The sequence below is a fragment of the Kitasatospora sp. NPDC038210 genome, from assembly GCF_055600605.1.
Window position 1 is genome coordinate 249,676 of the sequence record NZ_JBVJYK010000002.1, and the last position, 12,815, is coordinate 262,490.

Annotated in this window: 11 protein-coding genes; 5 read left to right on the top strand and 6 right to left on the bottom strand. The window is 75.3% G+C overall.

All coding sequences use genetic code 11. The annotated features are described in order from the left end of the window. Positions 1-35: 35 nt before the first annotated feature. Positions 36-2,306 (top strand): hypothetical protein, encoded by a 2,271-nt coding sequence (locus ACZ7KX_RS04610; protein ID WP_470325277.1) that lies wholly within the window; start codon positions 36-38, stop codon positions 2,304-2,306. A 94-nt stretch (positions 2,307-2,400) separates the two neighbouring features. Here the strand turns inward: ACZ7KX_RS04610 and ACZ7KX_RS04615 are convergent, their stop codons facing one another. Continuing rightward, positions 2,401-3,231, bottom strand: coding sequence for a helical backbone metal receptor (locus tag ACZ7KX_RS04615; RefSeq protein WP_470325278.1), 831 nt, complete (start codon positions 3,229-3,231; stop codon positions 2,401-2,403). 143 nt (positions 3,232-3,374) lie between these two features. Here ACZ7KX_RS04615 and ACZ7KX_RS04620 point away from each other — a divergent pair, with 143 nt between their 5' ends. From ACZ7KX_RS04620 to ACZ7KX_RS04630, 3 genes are read left to right on the top strand one after another with little or no spacing between them, the layout of a single operon-like run. Beyond that, a complete protein-coding gene (locus ACZ7KX_RS04620; RefSeq protein WP_470325279.1) occupies positions 3,375-4,457 on the top strand; it encodes an ABC transporter substrate-binding protein in 1,083 nt (360 codons plus the stop codon). Positions 4,458-4,460: 3 nt separating this feature from the next. Further along, positions 4,461-5,549 (top strand): FecCD family ABC transporter permease, encoded by a 1,089-nt coding sequence (locus tag ACZ7KX_RS04625; protein WP_470325280.1) that lies wholly within the window; start codon positions 4,461-4,463, stop codon positions 5,547-5,549. Then, positions 5,546-6,346, top strand: coding sequence for an ABC transporter ATP-binding protein (locus tag ACZ7KX_RS04630; RefSeq protein ID WP_470325281.1), 801 nt, complete (start codon positions 5,546-5,548; stop codon positions 6,344-6,346). Before ACZ7KX_RS04625 ends, ACZ7KX_RS04630 begins: the two co-directional genes overlap by 4 nt. Positions 6,347-6,399: 53 nt before the next feature. Here ACZ7KX_RS04630 and ACZ7KX_RS04635 read toward each other — a convergent pair whose 3' ends face one another. From ACZ7KX_RS04635 to ACZ7KX_RS04650, 4 genes are all read right to left on the bottom strand, one after another. Then, positions 6,400-7,446 (bottom strand): L-tyrosine/L-tryptophan isonitrile synthase family protein, encoded by a 1,047-nt coding sequence (locus ACZ7KX_RS04635; protein WP_470325282.1) that lies wholly within the window; start codon positions 7,444-7,446, stop codon positions 6,400-6,402. Between the two features lie 82 nt (positions 7,447-7,528). Continuing rightward, complete coding sequence (locus ACZ7KX_RS04640; protein WP_470325283.1) at positions 7,529-8,896, bottom strand: cytochrome P450 family protein; 1,368 nt, start codon at positions 8,894-8,896, stop codon at positions 7,529-7,531. A 31-nt stretch (positions 8,897-8,927) separates the two neighbouring features. Continuing rightward, positions 8,928-10,328, bottom strand: a complete 1,401-nt coding sequence (locus ACZ7KX_RS04645) for an MFS transporter (RefSeq protein WP_470325284.1) — start codon at positions 10,326-10,328, stop codon at positions 8,928-8,930. A 300-nt stretch (positions 10,329-10,628) separates the two neighbouring features. Continuing rightward, positions 10,629-11,192: a sigma-70 family RNA polymerase sigma factor gene (locus ACZ7KX_RS04650; RefSeq protein WP_350519074.1), complete on the bottom strand. Its 564-nt coding sequence runs from the start codon at positions 11,190-11,192 to the stop codon at positions 10,629-10,631. A gap of 55 nt (positions 11,193-11,247) precedes the next feature. On the opposite strand from ACZ7KX_RS04650, the gene ACZ7KX_RS04655 reads away from it, so the two are divergent. Then, positions 11,248-11,541, top strand: coding sequence for a zf-HC2 domain-containing protein (locus ACZ7KX_RS04655; protein WP_470325285.1), 294 nt, complete (start codon positions 11,248-11,250; stop codon positions 11,539-11,541). A gap of 290 nt (positions 11,542-11,831) precedes the next feature. Here the strand turns inward: ACZ7KX_RS04655 and ACZ7KX_RS04660 are convergent, their stop codons facing one another. Then, a complete protein-coding gene (locus ACZ7KX_RS04660; protein WP_470325286.1) occupies positions 11,832-12,770 on the bottom strand; it encodes a hypothetical protein in 939 nt (312 codons plus the stop codon). Between the last annotated feature and the right edge of the window lie 45 nt (positions 12,771-12,815).

Here is a 12,815-nt window from a genome sequence, read left to right on the forward strand (position 1 = left end):
CAGCCCCGCCGTCGTCGCCCAGAACCGGACCTCACATGACAGTGCTTCACTCGCGCAACGCCGACGCAGCCGACCCGGCGGACGTCGCCGACGCCGCAGACGTCAAGGACCCCCAGGACGCCGCCGCGGAGCCCGACCTCCGCGAGGACCTCGGCCGCTACGCCGAACTCGGGGCCTTCACCCTCACCGCCGACACCCACGCCTGGTACGCGGCCGTCGACACCGTCGCCACCCCGGAGGACGCCCGCGCCGCCTCCACCGCGCTCGCCGAGCTGCGCGGCAGCGACCTGCAGCAGACCTGGGAGGCCGTCACCGCCCTGGCCGCCGAGGTCAAGCTCGACGAGCCGGACACCGTCGCCAAGACCGCGCTCCTCGTCGAGATGCTCCAGCGGGTGCACCGCACCTCCGCCACCCTCACCACCGCCGCGTACGACGCCGACCTCGGCGCCCTCGCCGCCGCCACCGCCGACAGCGCCTGGCGCCGCGAGAACGGCGTCAAGCTCTCCTGGCTGCGCGGCCGCTCGCTGCGCAAGCAGGCCGCCGCCCTCGCCACCGACCGGCGCGTCCGCCGCGAGGACCTGCACGAGGCACTCACCTCCGCCGAGATCGAGCGCCGCGCCTGGGCCGCCCTCGCCCCGGCCGGCAGCCTCCCGGCGGCGCCCGCCGACGGCGCCCTCATCGACCGCACCGCCCAGGCCTTCGAGGCGATCAACGCCGGCCTGCGCGAGCTCTCCCGCCTCCTGCCCGACCACGACCTGGACGGGCTGCCCTTCGCCGAGCTCATCGACCTGGTCGAGCGGCTCGCGGCCGACGAGGGCACCCTCTACCGCCTCCCCACCATCCGCGGCCTGCGCGCCACGCTGGAGGAGGCCGGTCTCGGCGAACTGCTCACCGAACTCGCCGCCGCCAAGGCCGACCGCCGCGCCGCCGAGGCCGCGTACTCGGCCCGCCAGGCGCTCGCGGGCGGGCAGCGGGACGGGCTGGCGGAGAAGGCCGCCGCCGAGGACCCGACGGTCGAGGAGTCGGCGGTCGAAGAGCCGGCCTTCGAGGAATCGGCTGCCGAGGTCGAGGTCGAGGTCGAGTCCGAGGCCGGAGTCGAGGCCGACGCTGAAGCGCTTGCGCGTCAGGCGCTCGCCGGTGGGCAGCGGGACGGTCTCGTGGAGGAGGTCCCGGCCCCGGTGACCGCTCCCGCCGGGGAGACCGTCGAGGTCGAGGTCGAGGACGTGACCGAGGCTGAAACCGGTGTTGAGGCGGTGTCGGGCTCGGACTCCGACACGGACGCCGCCGCCGTCGAGACGGCCGCCGCGGAGGAGCTGACGGACGAGACCCCGGCTGCCGTGGTCTCCCTCCCGGCCCCCTCCCCGGCCGCCGACGACCTGGTCGCCGCGGCGACCGCCGCCCTGGCCGAGGTCGCAGCGGTGGAGGAGGCGGCGGCCGAGGACGCGGAGTCGGCCGTCGAGGTCGAGGAACCCGCCGCCGAGGCCGACGTGACGGAGACCGAAGCCGTCATCGAGGAACCCGCCGCCGAGGCGGAGGCCCTGGTGGCCGAGCCCGAGGTCGAGGCTGAGGTCGAGCCCGAGGCCGCTGTCGAGGAGCCGGCTGTCGAGGTGGCCGCGGCTGCTGACGATGTCGCCGAGGCTGAGCCGGCGGCCGAGGTTGTCGCCGACGAGCCGGCCGTCGAGGCCGAGGCCGCGCTGGCTGATCCGGTGGCCGAGGAGGTCGCTGCCGAGGTCGAGCCCGAGGCCGCTGTTGAGGAGCCCGTCGCCGAGGTCGTCGTCGAGGAGCCGGTTGTCGAGGCTGAGCCGGTGGCCGAGGTTGTCGCCGACGAGCCGGCCGTCGAGGCCGAGGCCGCGCTGGCTGATCCGGTGGCCGAGGAGGTCGCTGCCGAGGTCGAGCCCGAGGTCGTTGCTGAGGAGCCCGTCGCCGAGGTCGTCGTCGAGGAGCCGGTTGTCGAGGCTGAGCCGGTGACCGAGGTCGTGGCCGAGGAGCCCGTCGCCGAGGAGCCCGTCGCCGAGGTCGTCGTCGAGGAGCCGGCCGTCGAGGAGCCCGTCGTCGAGGCGGAGACCTCCGCGGCCGAGGCCGAGCCCGCTGCCGGTCCCGTGAAGCCGGACTTCACGCCCGGTCGTCCCGTGACCGCCTACTCGGCCGACGAGCTGCTCGCCGTCGTGCGGTGGGTGGACGGCGACGGGGTCGAGCGGAGTGACGAGGAGCTGCTGCGCGCGGCCATGAAGGAGCTGGGCTTCGCCCGTCTCGGCCCCCGCATCAAGGAGGCGCTGGGCGCCGCCGTCTCCGCCGCACGCGGCTGACCTCGCCTGCCCCACAGGGCCCGGGACGCGAATTCGCGTCCCGGGCTCTTCCATGTCGTCGGTGGTCCCGCGGCGTCGAGCGGATCTCCGTCCGTCAGGCGTCGGCCGCGCCTGGTGTGAACGGGTGGTCGATCGCCTGCCGCAGGACGGTCGGTGCGGTGACGAGGGACGGTCCGTACCAGGTCAGGTGTCGCCCGCTGACCAGCGCGACCGGCGTGCCGGGGAAGGCCTCGGGGCCGTCCTCGGCGGTGAAGCGGTACGGCTCGTCCGGTAGGACCACCAACTCTGCTCGACAGTCGAGCAGTTCGGGCAGCGGGACGGCGGGGTACCGCTCGGGGTGGTCGGCGTGGACGAGCCGCAGGCCGAGGCGGCGCAGCAGGTCCCCGGCGAAGGTGTCGCGGCCGAGGACCATCCACGGGCGGCGCCAGATCGGCACGACCGCCGTCGGGCCTTCGGAGGTGTCGGAGCTCTCGGAGTCGTCGGGGCTCGGTCCGTGCGGCGCCCAGGCCGCCTCCGCCTCGTCCAGCCAGTCGGGGCGCGGCAGTCGGCAGGCGACGGTGAGCAGCCGGTCCAGGGACCGGAAGGCGTCGTCCAGGGTGCGGATGTCGGTGACCCAGACGGGGACGCCTGCCTGGCGCAGCGCGTCCAGGTCGGGGCGCCGGTTCTCCTCGTCGTTGGCGATGACGAGGTCGGGTTCGAGCGCGAGGACACCGGGGACGTCGGGGTTCTTGGTGCCGCCGATCCGGGTGACGGCGAGATCGGCGGGGTGGGTGCACCAGTCGGTGGCGCCGACCAGCAGTCCGGGCGCGGTGGCGGCGACCGCCTCGGTCAGCGAGGGCACCAGGGAGACCACGCGGCGGGGCGGGCGCGACCCGAGCCGGACGGGGAGGTCGAGGTCGTCGCGCGGGGCGGTGGGGTCGGCCATCCGGTCAGCCTACGTCCGTGCTGCCGCGGCCGGTGGCGCCCTTCCAGGTGGATTCCCGGGAACCCGACGCCCGGGGCGTCCGACTACCTGGTCCGGGTCCGCTGCACGGGCCCGAGCACGGACCACCGACCAGGAGAGTTGTCATGCGCCCACGCGTTGTCTGCGGAATCGCGGCCGCCGTCGCCCTGTTCGCCACGGCCTGCGGAAGCGGGGGCCCGCAGCGTGCCTCCGTCACCGCCGCGGCCCAGGCGGCCCCGGCCGGCGCCCACCCGGTGAAGGTCGAGGACTGCGCGGGCAAGGAGACCGTCGTCGCCAAGGCGCCGACGAAGATCGTCACCAGCAACGCGTCGAGCCTGGAGATGCTGCTCCGGCTCGGTGCCGGCGACCGGGTGATCGGGACCGGCTTCCCGCCCGGCAAGGGCACCCTGCCGGCGGACCTCGCCGACCAGGGCGCCAAGGTGCCGGTCCTGGGGGAGAAGGTGATCCCCAAGGAGAAGCTGCTCGGCTCCGGCGCCGACCTCTACGTGGACACCTTCAGCGCGATGCCGATGATGGGCGGGGGAGCCACCGGGCCGAGCGAGGAGGAGTACGCGGCGGCCGGCATCCAGCACGTCTACCTACTCTCCACCGCCTGCGCCGGGACCCCGAAGGCGGCCAAGGCGCCGCGCACCGACCTCGCGGGGATCGAGGACGACATCCGCCGGCTCGGCGCCGTCACCGGCACCTCGGCCCGGGCGGAGGAACTGGTGGCCGGGATGGAGCGGCAGATCGGCGAGGTGCGCACCGCGCTCGCCGCCGTGCCGGAGGGGCAGCGGCCGAGTTACTTCGTCTTCGACTTCGACGCGGGCACCAAGCAGCCGGTGGCGGTCTGCGGCCGGCAGGTCGCCAACGCGGTGATCACCCAGGCCGGGGCGCGCAACGTGTTCGCCGACTGCGACGCCGACTTCAAGCCCGGCTCGTGGGAGGACGTCGTCGCCAAGAACCCGGACTGGATCCAGCTCGCCGTCCGCAACCGGGGCAGTGAGGAGGCCACCCGCAAGGCCTTCGACGACGCCGAGGCGTTCCTCAGGAGCTTCCCCGCGACCCAGGGCCTGAAGGCCGTCCAGGAGGGGCACTTCGTCCGCCTCGGCTCGGAGGTGACCACCATCGCGGGTGTGCGCAACGCGGACGCCGTCCGGCAGATCGCCGCGACCGTCCACCCCGACCTCGTCAAGAACGGCCAGTAGAACGTGACTCCGGCCGCTCACACGGAGGCCGCCGTAACCCGCCGTCCGGCCCGCACACTGCGGGCCGGGCCGACGGCCGCCGTCCTCGCCGTCGCGCTGGTGCTCGCGCTGACCGCAGCCGTCTCGCTCGGCGCGGTGGACATCCCGCCCGGCGAGGTCTGGTCGGTGGTCGCCCGCCGACTCACCGGTCGGGCCGCCGAACCGGGCACCCGCGACCTCATCGTCTGGCAACTACGCGTGCCGAGAGCCCTGTTGGCGGCTGTGGTGGGTGCGGGACTCGGCCTGGTCGGCACCGCCGTCCAGGCCCTGGTCCGCAACCCGCTCGCCGACCCGTACCTGCTCGGCATCTCCTCCGGGGCCTCCCTCGGGGCGGTCGCCGCCATCGTCCTCGGCACCACCTTCGGGCTCCAGCTCTCCTTCGGCAGCGCGCTCGGTCTCACCGTCTCGCTGGCGGCGTTCGCCGGCGCGCTCGCCGCGTTCTCGCTGGTCTGGCTGACGGCCCGGCGGGGCGGCGGCTTCTCCCCGCTGCGCCTGGTCCTCGCGGGCATCGGCATCGCCCAGTTCCTCGGTGGGATCACCAGCTACCTCGTCCTGCAGACCCGCGACGAGCAGCAGACCCGGGGCGTGCTGTTCTGGCTCATGGGCAGTCTCGGCGGCGCCGTCTGGGCCCAACTCGCCGTCCCCACCGTCGCTGTGGTTCTCGGCCTGGCCCTGCTGCAGGCCCGCGCCCGGGGGCTCAACGCGATGCTGATGGGCGACGAGACGGCCGCCGGGCTCGGCGTGGACGTCGCCCGGCTGCGCCGCGAGGTGTTCGTCGTCACCAGCGTGCTGACCGGTGTGCTGGTCGCCGTCTCCGGCGCGATCGGTTTCGTCGGCCTGATGGTGCCGCACGTGTGCCGGCTGCTCCTGGGCGGCGACCACCGGCGTCTGCTGCCGCTGTCCGCACTCACCGGGGCGCTGCTGCTGGTCGTCGTCGACACCGTCGCCCGCACCGCCCTGGACGGCCAGGAACTGCCGATCGGTGTGGTCACCGCCGTCCTCGGCGCCCCCACCCTGCTCTACCTGCTGGACCGACGACTGGAGCGCACGTGAGGATCGCCGTCGAGGACCTGAGCGTGACCCTGGCCGGGCGGACGGTGGTGGCCGGGGTCCACCTGGTCGCCGAGGAGGGGGAGATCGCCGGGCTGGTCGGGCCCAACGGGAGCGGCAAGTCCAGCCTGCTGCGCACCGTCTACCGGCACCTGCGGCCGAGCGCGGGCCGGGTGCTGCTGGCCGGGCGGGACCTCGCGGAGCTGCGGCCCGCGCAGTCCGCCCGGCACATCGGCGCGCTGCCCCAGGAGCGCGGCGGGGACTTCGAGTTGAGCGTCCGCGAGGTGGTCGCGATGGGTCGCACCCCGTACAAGCGGGCGTTCGCCGCCGACGACGCCGAGGACCACCGGATCACCGCCGGGGCGCTGGACCGGGTCGGCATGGCGGACGCCGCCGACCGCCGGTTCGGCCAACTGTCGGGCGGGGAAAGGCAGCGGGTGCTGCTGGCCCGCGCGCTCGCGCAGCAGCCGGACGTCCTGGTGCTGGACGAACCGACGAATCACCTGGACGTCCGGCACCAGGTCGAACTGCTCGCCCTGCTGCGCGAGCAGCGCCGGACCACCCTGGTCGCCCTGCACGACCTGAATGCCGCCGCCTCGGTGTGCGACCGGCTGCACGTCCTGCACCGCGGCGCCCTGGTGGCCTCCGGCGCTCCGCGCCAGGTGCTGACCCCCGAGCTGATGGCGGAGGTCTTCGGCGTCCGGGCGGCGGTGATCGATCACCCGCTCACCGGCGATCCGCTGATCGCCTTCGACCACCGCACCCCGGCCGGTGCGGTGGCCTCCGTGGCGGTGACGTAGCAGGCCCTCGGGGAGGGGGAGGGGGAGGGGGAGGGGGAGGGGGAGGGGGAGGCTCAGCGACCGGCGTGGCTGTCCGCGTGGCCGCCGGCGCTGCCCGAGCGACCGTTCCCGGGGACGAGCTCGTGGCCCTCGTAGTGGCTCGGCCGGCCGTCGCGCAGGACCGCGCGGCCGAGCCGTGCGGCCTCCTCGCTGCGCAGCAACTCCCAGCTGCCGTCCGGTCGGTGGAGCACCGCGGAGTGCCAGGGGGTGGTCCAGGCGTCGGCTGCCGCCAGCAGCCGGATGCCGAACTTGGCGACCCCGGCCGGCTGCGGGTGGATGGACAGCCGTACGGCCCGCGGGTGGTGCTCGGCGATCAACTCGCCCCAGGCGCGGCTGCGCTGGATCACGGCGTAGGCGCGGCGGCGGCACTCCCGCTGCAGGGCCGAGCGGGTGCCGGTGAAGCCCACGGCGTCCTCGGTGAGGAAACGGGTGATGCCGCGGTAGAGCCGCAGGGCCTCCTCCTCGGTCAGCACCTGCTCGCGCAACTCCTCGACGGTGGGGGCGTAGCGCTCGTGCACCCGGGCGCGCTTCTCGTCGTACGGGAGGTCGCCGAGGACGGCCCGCAGGTCGAAGGTGGCGAGGTGGCGCAGGCCCTCCCGGGCGATCATCGTGGTCAACTCGTCCGAGTAGGCGTCGATGTGGTCGTCCGGGACGTTGATCAGGTCGCCGAATATGTGCCCGTCGGAGCAGATCAGGATCCGGGCGCCGGGCTCGTGGAGGCGTCCGATCTCGGCGCAGAGCCGGTCGAGGAAGGTCAGGGACAGCCGTTCGCCCTCGTCGGGCAGGTGGCCCAGCACCTTCGCCGGGTTCGGCGACTTGCAGGGGAAGCCGGGCAGGGTGAACACGATGGGCTCACCGGCGGCGATGAAGTCCGCCAACTGTGCGAGCTGGAGCGGGAAGTGCTCCGGGCGGGCGGCGAACTCCGGGTCGGCGGCGCGGCGGTGCGGCAGCAGGAGTCCGAGGACGCGGGCGGCCAGGCGTTCGGGCCCGGAGGAGGTGGCGGGCCCGGTCACGGCGTCGGTGACGGGAGTGGGAGCGGTGGCGGTGCCGACGGGCGGCATGGTGGGTCCTCCACGGATGGTGGTCTGGTGCGGGCTTCGGGTGGGCGCGGCCGGGCGGTTCGCGGCGGCGGGTGTCCCGGGGTCAGCGGCGGCGGTCGTAGGCGACGGGCAGTCGGTTGACCCCTCGCGCGAGCACGGCGGGGATCCAGGCGAGGTCGGCCAGGCCGTCCCCGGAGGCCTCGGCCGGGCGCAGCCCGGGCAGCCGGGTGAGCAGGGTGCCGATGGCGATCCGGAGTTCGGCCCGGGCCAGGGCGGCGCCGGGGCAGTAGTGGACGCCGTGGCCGAAGGCGAGGTGCGGATTGGGGGAGCGGTCGAGGTCGAGGCGGTCGGCCCCGGTGAACTGCGTGTCGTCGCGGTTGGCGGCGCAGAGCGAGACGATCACGGAGTCGCCGGCCGGCACGGTGGTGCCGAACAGGTCGCTGTCCTCGGCGAAGAAGCGCCAGGTGGTGAGCTCGAACGCGGCGTCGTGGCGCAGCAGTTCCTCCACCGCCCGGGCGAGCCGGCCGGGCTCGTCGAGGCCGTCGCGCAGGCAGGCGAGCTGCTCGGGGTGGCGCAGCAGGGCGATCAGCATGGTGGTGATCTGGTTGGTCACCGGTTCCTGTCCGGCGACCAGCAGCTGGAACACCATGGAGTCGAGCTCCTCGCGGCTCAACTCGTCCGCGTCGTGGGCGGCGACGAGCCGGCCGAGCAGGTCCTCGGTGTCCGTCCATCCGGGCTCCCGGCGGTCGGCGCGCTTGCGGGCGACGACGTCGGCGATGTAGGCCTGCAGGCCGCGCAGCCGCGCCTCGTACGCCGGCCGGCCGGGGTCCTGCGGGCCGACGGGCTGGACGACCTTGCCCCAGTCGCGGTCGAAGCGGCCCACCAAGTCGACCGGGAGGCCGATGACTTCGGCGAGCACCCGGAAGGGGTAGTGGGCGGCGAAGCCGGCCACCAGGTCGGCGCCGCCGGTCTCGGGCAGCTCGTCCACCAGCGCGTCGGCCAGCTCCTGCAGGCGGGGGAGCAGGGTCTCCACCCGGCGCGGGGCGAAGGCGTCCAGGACGAGCCGGCGCATCGCGGTGTGCTTGGGCGGGTCCTGGTGGAGCAGGTGGACCTGGAGCTGCGAGTGCTGCGGCTCGGGCATGATCGACGCGAGTCGGCGCCAACCTTCGTTGCCCAGCGCGTGGTTCTTGCCCAGGCGAGGGTCGTTGAGGGTTGCGTGGGCGGCCCGGTAGCCGGTGACCAGCCAGGCGTGGATGCCGCTGGGGAACTCCACCCGGTGCACCGGCCCCGCCTCGCGCATCTGCCGGTACAGCGGGTACGGGTCGCTCTTGTACGCCGGGCCGTACAGCGGGACGGGGGAGGGGAGGCGGTCGTGGCCGTACGGGCAGCGCGGGGCGTCGTCGGTCGCGGCCGGGGCGGGGTTCGCCGTCGGGTCGTCGGTCGCGGCCGGGGAGGGGATCGTGTCGGTCATCCGGGGTGGTCCTTCGGTGGGGTGCGGACGGTCAGGGCCTGGGGCGGCGGTGCAGGGCGAGCAGGGCGACGGCGGTCGCCGCGACCAGGGCGGCCAGGGCGATCCCGGCGCTGGTTCCCGTGCCGGTCCCGGTGGTGGTGCCGCTCGCGGCCCCGCCGCCGGCCGTCGAGGCGGCGGCGGTGGCGAGGGCCGGGCCGAGGGCGAAGCCGAGACTGCGGGCGAGTTGGACGGCGGAACCCGCGGTGGCGAGCTTCCCGGGCGGGGAGGCGGCCATCACCAGGGCCTGGGTGGGACCGCCGTTGAGGCCCATCCCGGCCCCGGCGAGGGCGAGCCGGGCGGCGATGTCCAGGGTGGACCAGCCGGTGTCCGACGGGATGAGCAGGGCGAGGCCCAGGGTGGTGACGGCGGCGCCGGTGAGCGCCGTCGGCCGGGCGCCCCAGCGGTCGGCCAGCCGTCCACCGACCCGTCCGGCCAGCACCATGCCGAGCGGGAACGCCAGCATGGTCAGCGCCGTGGTGGTGGCGCTCTCGCCCCGGGGGCCGCGCAGGTGCTGGGCGAGCAGGTAGTGGCAGGCCGCGAAGCCCGCGGCGAGCGACAGCACCGAGGCGTTGACCCCGGCGGTCCCGGCGGTCCGCAGCACCTCGGCCACCGGACGGCCGCCGGGGCGGCGCAGCCACAGCAGGACCAGCGGCGCGGCGGGCAGCGTCAGCAGCAGCCACTGCGGCGCCTCCGGGGCCAGGGTGAGCCCGAGCAGGACGGCTGCCACGGCGCCGCCTATCAGGGCGGCGTCGCCGAGCGAAGCCCGGTCGGGTGGGCGCAGTCCGCCGCGCCGCGGGGCGTGGCGGAGCACGAGCAGGACGGCGGCCAGGCAGACCGGCAGCTTGACCAGGAAGACCGCCCGCCAGCCGAGGTGGTCCAGCAGCAGTCCGCCGATGACCGGGCCGGTCACGGCGCCCAGCGGGCCGAGGGTGGCCGGCACGCTCATCGCCCGCCCGCGCAGCCCGGGCCGGACGGACGTCGCGGCGAGCACCGGCATCAGGACGAAGAGCACGGCCCCGAAGGCGCCCTGCAGCATACGGGCCGCGATCAGCCATCCGGCCCAGGGGGCGGCGGCCGCCAGCACGCTGCAGGCGGCGAAGCAGCCGACCGCGAGCAGCAGCGCGGACCGGGTGCCGACCTGGTCCAGCCACCGACCGGCGGGCAGGAGGAGGGCCACGAGCGGGAGTTGGTAGCCGAGGACGGCCCACTGGGCGAGGCCGGGCGAGACGTGCAGGCCGGACGAGATGTCGGTGAGCGCGAGGTTGACCACGTTCATGTCGAGCATCGCGACGAAGGAGAGCAGGCCCGCGGCCACGACCAGGCTCCAGCGGTCGACCGACTCGGGCTGACTGCTCGTCAGCTCGACGGCAGACGTCGGTTGTTGTGCTGCCATGGAGTCCCTCCGTTCCCGGGTTGCCGTGCCGGACACCGCCTCGGCGGCGGGGTCCGGTACAGCAGTCGGGGGCGCGGCGGCTCCGGTTCCGAACACTTGGGGGAATTTTTTTTCGGCGGGGTTCGGGCGGTGAGGTTCGGATGGCGGGGTCCGGGCGGCGGGTGACGGATGACAGGTGACAGCTGACAGATGTTGAAATCTGTCAGCTGTCATCTGTCAGTTGTCAGTTGTTCCCCGTCATCCGCCGCGTGTCATCGGTCGCCGGCTGCCGTCCGCCTGCCGCCCGCTTGCCGGCACCGCTCAGCAGGCGGCCGCGAGCTCCCCGGCCTCGGCCGCCCGCAGTCGCGCCACCAATTCCTCCCGCGCCCGGGCGACCCGGGAGCGGACGGTGCCGACCGGGCACCCGGCGACTTCGGCCGCCTCGGCGTAGCTCAGCCCGACCACCTGCGTCAGGACGAAGGCCTCCCGCCGCTGGGCGGGCACCCGGTCGAGCAGGTCGCCGAGCGCGATGCCGTCCTCGAACCCGGCCGCCGGGCCGCCGCCCTGTCGCTCCGCCGCCTCCTGCCAGTCCGGCAGCGCCGCACAGCGAGGGCGGGCGGCGGCCATCCGGTACCGGTCGATCACCGTGCGCCGGGCGATCGACAGCAGCCAGGTGCGGGCCGAGGAGCGCCCCGCGAACGCGGGCAGGCCGCGCAGCGCGCGCAGGAAGGTCTCCTGTGCGAGGTCGTCGGCGGACTGCACGTCGGTCAGGTGGGCGACGAAGCGCCAGACGTCGCGCTGGGTCGCGCGGACGAAGGCCTCGACGTCCGCCGCCCGGCCGGAGCGGGCGGTCAGTGCGAGTGCGGTGAGCTGCTCGTCATCCACGGCGGCCTCCGGGCCGGCCGGTCCCGCCGCGGTGGCCGTGCGGGACGATGGTCACATGAGATGCGCGCAGTTCCGTACCGCTCTGTCCGCCCGCCTCGACGGCGAACCGAGCGGCCTCCCGGAGGCCCGGCTGGACAAGCACGTCGCGCGCTGCACCGGTTGCCGGGAGTGGCTGGAGCGGGCGGAGCGGCTGGGCGGCCACGTCCGGGCGGCCGCCGTCGTCGGGCCGTCGCCGGAGTGGTACGTCCGCCTGCCGGCGGGGCCGGAGGGCTTCGGGCCGAAGGGTGCCGGTCCGGCCGAGGGGGCGGACGGCCGCGCTCCGGAGGGCCCGCAGGCCGCGGAGCGGTAGGACGGTGGCGCCGGCCGCAGCCGGCGCGTCGTCGTGGTCAGACATGGAAGGGTCCCGAGGGAAGGCTGGGAACGGCACCGCTCGGGGCGGCACCGTCGGCGTCCATGGGCCGTGCGCGCGGCTCACCACACCTCCCGGGGAAACCGGGGGAGCGGCGGCGGGCGGCGCGGGCCCGAACCCCGGCGTCACGGCGGCGGGAGGCGCGGCCGTACGGCGGGGCGACCTGCCCGTCGCGGGGCCCCGGTGGCCGGATGAAACCGGGGGAGGCCGGGGATGCAGCGGCGGGCGCGTCAGCAGGCGAGGGCGAACGCCGGCGGCCCGCGCCGGACCACGGCATGCGTGAGCAGCACCGACCGGGGCGGCCGGGCCGTGTCCGGGACGGGCCGGGGCGGTGCCGGGGCGCGGTAGCCGAACGGCCGGGCGAAGAGCGCCAGCAGGGGAAGCAGCAAGGCTCCCGCGACGACGGCGCCGAGCGAACCGAGCAGCTCGAAGAGCCGGACCAGCGCAGCGTCACCGCGCCAGAGCAGCAGTGCACAGGCCAGGGCGGCCAGCACGTGCGCGACGGCCATCCCCGGCGACATGGCGTGGGACATTCCGTGCGCCATCCCGTGGGAGGCGCCGGGGGGCAGGCCGCCCGTCGTGGCGTCGGGCATCCCGCCGGACATCGGGTGGGACGTGCCGGGCATCCCCGTCGTCCCGGGCAGGCTCAGGTCCACGCCCGTCCCGTCGGCGGCGGCTCCTGCGGCCGCAGCCCCGTGCTGCATCCCGTGCATCCCGTGCATCCCGGGTACCCCGGCCGTCGGGCGCAGTCCGCCGGTGGACGGCGGGACGTCCGGGTCGATGCCCGCCATCCGCGCCAGCTCTACCGGTGACAGCCCGTCGGGCACCCGGTCCGGGTTGCAGAGCAGCAGGGCGGCCCAGTCCGTGGTGGCGAGCCGGCCGAGGCCGCCGCCGCTCCCTCGGCCGAGGGCCCCGGCCTGTTCGAACAGCTGGTGCAGCGCGATCTGCGCGGCGACCATCCAGACGCTGATCACAGCGAGCCCGCGGCGCTTCCCGGCGAGCAGCCAGGTCAAGCCCAGGACCGCCCCGAACGCACCGGCCAGCACGGTCGGCGAGACACCGGACCCGGCCATGGCGACGTGCGCGGTGGCGGCCATTGCCACGCACAGCGCGGCGAAGACCACGGCGCGCAGCAGGCGGATCCGGTCGGTCATCACGATGGCACTCATCGTCGCACCCACCCCGCCCGGTGCGCACCGCACCCTCCGGTCATG

Bases quoted from the DNA above. Each gene is read 5' to 3' on its own strand.
- ACZ7KX_RS04655 (WP_470325285.1), top strand. From the start codon at position 11,248: ATGAGATGCGCGCAGTTCCGTACCGCTCTGTCCGCCCGCCTCGACGGC.
- ACZ7KX_RS04615 (WP_470325278.1), bottom strand. From the start codon at position 3,231: ATGGCCGACCCCACCGCCCCGCGCGACGACCTCGACCTCCCCGTCCGG.
- ACZ7KX_RS04645 (WP_470325284.1), bottom strand. From the start codon at position 10,328: ATGGCAGCACAACAACCGACGTCTGCCGTCGAGCTGACGAGCAGTCAG.
- ACZ7KX_RS04640 (WP_470325283.1), bottom strand. From the start codon at position 8,896: ATGACCGACACGATCCCCTCCCCGGCCGCGACCGACGACCCGACGGCG.
- ACZ7KX_RS04635 (WP_470325282.1), bottom strand. From the start codon at position 7,446: ATGCCGCCCGTCGGCACCGCCACCGCTCCCACTCCCGTCACCGACGCC.
- ACZ7KX_RS04610 (WP_470325277.1), top strand. From the start codon at position 36: ATGACAGTGCTTCACTCGCGCAACGCCGACGCAGCCGACCCGGCGGAC.
- ACZ7KX_RS04620 (WP_470325279.1), top strand. From the start codon at position 3,375: ATGCGCCCACGCGTTGTCTGCGGAATCGCGGCCGCCGTCGCCCTGTTC.
- ACZ7KX_RS04660 (WP_470325286.1), bottom strand. From the start codon at position 12,770: ATGAGTGCCATCGTGATGACCGACCGGATCCGCCTGCTGCGCGCCGTG.